Raw genomic sequence first — 4733 nt, forward strand, 5'->3', positions numbered from 1 at the left:
ATGATCCGCTAAAACCATAGGCTTTGATTAGACCAAGTGCCCCAATACTTTTTACAGCTATTGTCAGGAATTTTCTTCTATCGATACCCATCTTATTAGTTCCCCTTCGTAAGCTATCTGAAAATATCTTAATATATAGCTATTTATAAAGTCAAATCTTATTTAATTCTGTGTTCAATCATTTACCAGCACAATGTAACCCCATGTGCTAGAATATTATTTATGCATATATTTAACAGTTTTGATGATGTGGGAATAGCTTATTGGGACCAGGGCGACGGCGATCCTATTATGCTGCTACACGGGTTTACTGCCGACAGTCATATAAACTGGGAGAAATCCGGTATAGCTCAGGAGCTTGTGAAAAGCGGCCGAAGGGTAATTATGATGGACGCGCGTGGCCATGGAGAATCCGATAAGCCGCATACTTCCTACAGCTATTGGAACCGCGCCATGGCCAAAGACGTCGGAGAGCTTGCACAGTATTTGATGCTTTATGATTATGATGTTCTTGGCTACTCTATGGGCGCTAAAGTTGCGATAGAAGCTGAGCTTATGTACGGCAGGATGAGAAGTTTGGTTCTCGCCGGGCTTCATATCTATGACAAAGACTGGACTCTTAGTGACAAAGAAAGAGAAAAGAAAGTAAGGTCAATGCTTGATGATAACCCGACAGAAAAAGATCCCTATAGGGAGTTTGCCGAGAAAACAGGTGGGGATAGAAAGGCCTTTGCTGCAAGGCTCGAGGGGAATATATATCCAGAGTTTAGCCACTGGGACTTAAAGAAAATACATCTGTCAGTATTAGTAATTAACGGCACAAGGGAATACGACGCCGAGTTAGCAGCTTCTTTTTTCCCAAATGCCAAAGGTATTAGCCTTAGAGGAAGTCATATTACTCTTCTTAGAAACAAAAGCTTCTCTAATGAAGTAATAAATTTTTTAGACGGACTTGATAAGAAATAAAATTTATAGATTTTATGATAAGACCCTGCCTTTCCCGGAGTCTGATATCTCCACAAGATCTTTAGGGTAGGGCTCAAAAAATGTCTGTCTTGCCAAATACTCTTCATCATATTTTAGTATCCAAGATTCTAATAGACTCAGAACTGCGCTAAGTGGTATTTTTTGGTTTTTATAGTTCTCCAGCAAATCGAGAAAGTGTGCTTTTTCTTTTGAAGTAAGTTTCTTGGAAAAATATCCAAGTGCATGCATTAGGGTATTTATATGCGATGAGCGCCTTGGGTTTTTAGATAAAGCGCTTTGTAGATGAGCTTCATATTCTGAAAATACTTTATCTAATGGCATTTTATCTTGATTACCGATTATTCTGCCCAGAACTCTCATTTCTCTTTGGTTATAGGACATAAAAATAAATTTGTTATCTGACTGGAAGTTAACAAGTGCTTTTACGGATTTTTTCTTTTTTACATCTCTAAAACTAGCAAAAGTGAATAGTTTTGTAAGAAAGCTCTCTCTAATAGAAAAATTCATCAGACGTCCTTCATCTTCCACGGCGCTACCAGGATATTTCTCAAGTACTTTTTCTGCGAACAATCCAGAACCTCTGGCTATCGGGCTTGGATTCTCGCTGTCACTAAATATCTTTGCGTCCCTTATGCCGCACGAGGGTGAGCGGCTTTTTAGAATAAATCCATCTACTTCGTCTAAAGAGCCTAAAAACTTTTCTGAGAAGCTATACATTTTTTTAGCCAGCGCTTTACCAGTTGTAGGCTGCACGAGCTCACGTTTACCTTTTTTCTCCACAACTCTGATTATATCTCTAGGAATGCCAAGTCCTATCTCAACTTCAGGACATACAGGAATAAATTGTACAAAAGGCTCTAGTTTTTGGACAAAATTATTGGGGATCATAACGCCGTTATATCGGCAGGCGTCAAATTCAAAACACTTACTTGTAACAACAACAGGTTTTTCAAACTTCCTCATTTAATATCTATTGTACTGTTGAAGTGGACTCAGGTCTATCGCCTGTGATAGCGCCTCTTATCTCATTCCATTTAGAGGCAAGATAAGTAAACGCTGATTGCGCTTCGTCTAATTTGCCTTGTGCCGCAAGTGTAAGGACGTTATGTATTTCAGTAACTGAGTCTTCATTTTTCATAGAGTTAGGTTCAATGTGTGCGCATATCTCACCGTAGTTAAGTATGATGAAACTTTTTGGATCAAAACCTGATATCCAGTTCTCAAGATTTTCTATATTTTCACCCAGTTCCTTAAGAGCGTCACTAAGATACTGTGAATCTGCCGGGTCTAATGAATTAATAGCTATCTCAATATTAGCTTTGGACTCTGTTAATCTCTTAAGAGCCTCATTTACTTCACCTTTGTAGTAGATCGCGTCATGCTGAATTGCACCAAAACCAGTATGTGTGTAGAAATAGTTCTTTTCATCTTTTGAGAACATCAAGAACCACTCAAAAGGTATAAAGTTTTCAGCGCTAAATAGGTTAATGTTTACCTTTGAGCCAACTGGTACAATGTAATATTTCCCGTCCTCATCCTTTAGGAAAAAACAGTCTTGTAGATCCTTTATATTAAGTCCCAAGTGATTAGATAATGATTTTCGAAATTCTTCATAATCTCTGCCAAACCACGAAGACTGCGGTGTGGCCGGACCATCCCAGAATTTCTCATAAAAATCCACATAGCTTCTCCAATAACTTTCTTTATCTTTCGTGGATTCTATTGGTTGATATACCATAAGTACGCTAATAGCCATGATTTACCTCGAAAAAATTTAATAGATTAAGTTTATCTAATATGGATAAAAATCCCTAATTGCGAATTGGATTTGGCGGATAGTATCAGTCGATTTTGGTGAATACTTCTTCTTTTTGAATTTTAGAAATATACTCATCATCAATTCTGCCGCCCGAGTATGCTTCATGGGCCAGGTTTCTCATTTCATAGTGGTTTACTATTGGTTCATGATATGGAAGTTTGTAGGTAAGAGGGTTGTGTATTTTGTCAGGCTCAAGCTCACTGAGCTCAGGTATATATGTCTTAATGTATTTGCACTCGGGATCAAATTTTTGAGATTGGAGTATAGGGTTAAAAATCCTAAGCGGTTTAGGGTCTGCGCCGCAGGAAGCTGACCATTGCCAGTTTCCAATATCTACTGTCTCGTCATAATCTATTAAGTGTTCTCTAAAATGCTTGTCTCCCAATCTCCAATCTGTTAGTAGATCCTTGCACAGAAAAGATGCTACAATCATTCTCGCCCGTCCATGCATCCAGCCTTCTTGTTTTAGCTGTATCATGGCAGCATCAACAATGGGATACCCGGTGCGTCCCTCCTTCCAGGCATTGTACCAACTCTCGTTATTAATCCATTTAATGTTTCTTCTCTTTGCTTGAAACTCTATGTCTTTAGTTTCAGGAAAGTAGTGCATGATGTGGTACCAAAATTCTCTCCAGGCAAGCTCGGAGACGTATTGGTTTAGCTCTGGAGTTGCGCTTAGAGCGGCCTCATATACTTTTCTAACGGATATTGTTCCAAACCTAAGGTATGGTGAGAGTTTTGAAGTGCCGTCTATGTAGGGAAAGTTTCTCCTATCATCGTACTCTTTAAAATTAAAACTCCAAAGCCTCTGGTCGGGAAAGTCCATAGGCCAGTGGGTATTTTTTGCATGACCAATTCCTTCTATTATGCTCTCAAGCGAAGAGGTTAGTATCTCTGGAGAGTTGATTTTCGTAGGTTCTGGGAGCGCATCGCATTTAGGCTTGCTTTTCCATAAACGGAAAAACGGTGTAAATACCTTACGTTGCTCTATGTTTTCAGGAGGAACTAAGAAAGTGTCTTCAAACTTCTTAAATTTAATATCATTAGATTTGCAAAAATGCTCTATTTTAAGATCTCTGCTAATTCCGGAGAATCCATATGCACGGTTACAGTAAACTGAGTCTGCTGCATAGGTTCTTATTACTCTGGGTATTGCTTCTTCTGCTTTTCCTCTAACAACTAGTAGGTATGATCCGAGTGTTCTTAGATCTTTGTCGAGTTTCCTTAGAGCATCAAAAAAGAATCCCAAACGTTTGCTATCTCTTGGGTAGCTGGCCAAGATGTCATCATCTAAAACATATACCGGCATAACTTCGCGGCTGTCATTTATTACGTGAAAAAGGCCCGTATTGTCTTCGGTCCTGAGATCTCTTTTGAACCAGAAAATTGCTCGTTCATTCTTCATAGTTTAAGTGTTATGCTGCCTCCTATAAATGGAGCTGTATCAAAGTCCTCTTTTCGTATTCTTTTACCGTTTTGGTTTTCAAGCTCTAACTCACCGAAAAAGAGTAGGCCTCCATAACCGTTTACAGTTAGGTATTTGTTAATATCATAAGAAACTCTTCCTACCCATGGCAGTGCTTTAAAATCTCCTATACCTCTGGGGAAGTTACCGTTTTTCTCAAGTCTGAATCTGCTGAACTCATAACCTACATTTGTGGCAACGGTAAGCGCTTTTGTTAGTTTGTATTGAATTTCTGCCTTGGGGCCAAAATCATTTCTTGCGCCCGCTGCAAGGGTTGTAAATTTAAGACGTTCAGTTACCTGCCAGTCTAAAAATGCTACGGGGTATCCGATTACGCTATCTTCAAGGCGGCTGCCAACGAATCCGCCGACGCCTATTCTGAAATTAGGCCCTGTTGTATAGCTAAAACCAGCCATGCCGCCGATTGTAAATGAATCCCAAAACGGTGCATTAAATTCTGCG

Annotated in this window: 5 protein-coding genes; 1 reads left to right on the top strand and 4 read right to left on the bottom strand. The window is 39.4% G+C overall.

All coding sequences use genetic code 11. From position 1 onward, the window contains the following. Positions 1 to 222 precede the first annotated feature (222 nt). Positions 223 to 966 (top strand): alpha/beta hydrolase, encoded by a 744-nt coding sequence (locus AAF462_10220; GenBank protein ID MEM7009496.1) that lies wholly within the window; start codon positions 223 to 225, stop codon positions 964 to 966. Positions 967 to 978: 12 nt separating this feature from the next. Here the strand turns inward: AAF462_10220 and AAF462_10225 are convergent, their stop codons facing one another. The 4 genes from AAF462_10225 to AAF462_10240 all read right to left on the bottom strand — a co-directional run. Further along, entirely contained in the window at positions 979 to 1950 is a 972-nt protein-coding gene (locus AAF462_10225; protein MEM7009497.1) for a DUF523 and DUF1722 domain-containing protein, read from the bottom strand. 7 nt (positions 1951 to 1957) lie between these two features. Continuing rightward, positions 1958 to 2743 (bottom strand): hypothetical protein, encoded by a 786-nt coding sequence (locus AAF462_10230; GenBank protein MEM7009498.1) that lies wholly within the window; start codon positions 2741 to 2743, stop codon positions 1958 to 1960. Positions 2744 to 2828: 85 nt separating this feature from the next. Further along, entirely contained in the window at positions 2829 to 4211 is a 1383-nt protein-coding gene (locus tag AAF462_10235; protein MEM7009499.1) for a deoxyribodipyrimidine photo-lyase, read from the bottom strand. After that, positions 4208 to 4733: DUF6268 family outer membrane beta-barrel protein (locus AAF462_10240; protein ID MEM7009500.1), on the bottom strand; the 526-nt coding region annotated here is incomplete at its 5' end. The genes AAF462_10235 and AAF462_10240, both read right to left, overlap by 4 nt.

It is taken from the genome of Thermodesulfobacteriota bacterium, from assembly GCA_039028315.1.
Taxonomy (GTDB): Bacteria; Desulfobacterota_D; UBA1144; order Nemesobacterales; family UBA2774; genus CR02bin9.

Excerpts from the sequence above, each read along its gene's own strand:
- AAF462_10225 (MEM7009497.1), bottom strand. The coding sequence starts at position 1,950 with ATGAGGAAGTTTGAAAAACCTGTTGTTGTTACAAGTAAGTGTTTTGAA.
- AAF462_10235 (MEM7009499.1), bottom strand. The coding sequence starts at position 4,211 with ATGAAGAATGAACGAGCAATTTTCTGGTTCAAAAGAGATCTCAGGACC.
- AAF462_10230 (MEM7009498.1), bottom strand. The coding sequence starts at position 2,743 with ATGGCTATTAGCGTACTTATGGTATATCAACCAATAGAATCCACGAAA.
- AAF462_10220 (MEM7009496.1), top strand. The coding sequence starts at position 223 with ATGCATATATTTAACAGTTTTGATGATGTGGGAATAGCTTATTGGGAC.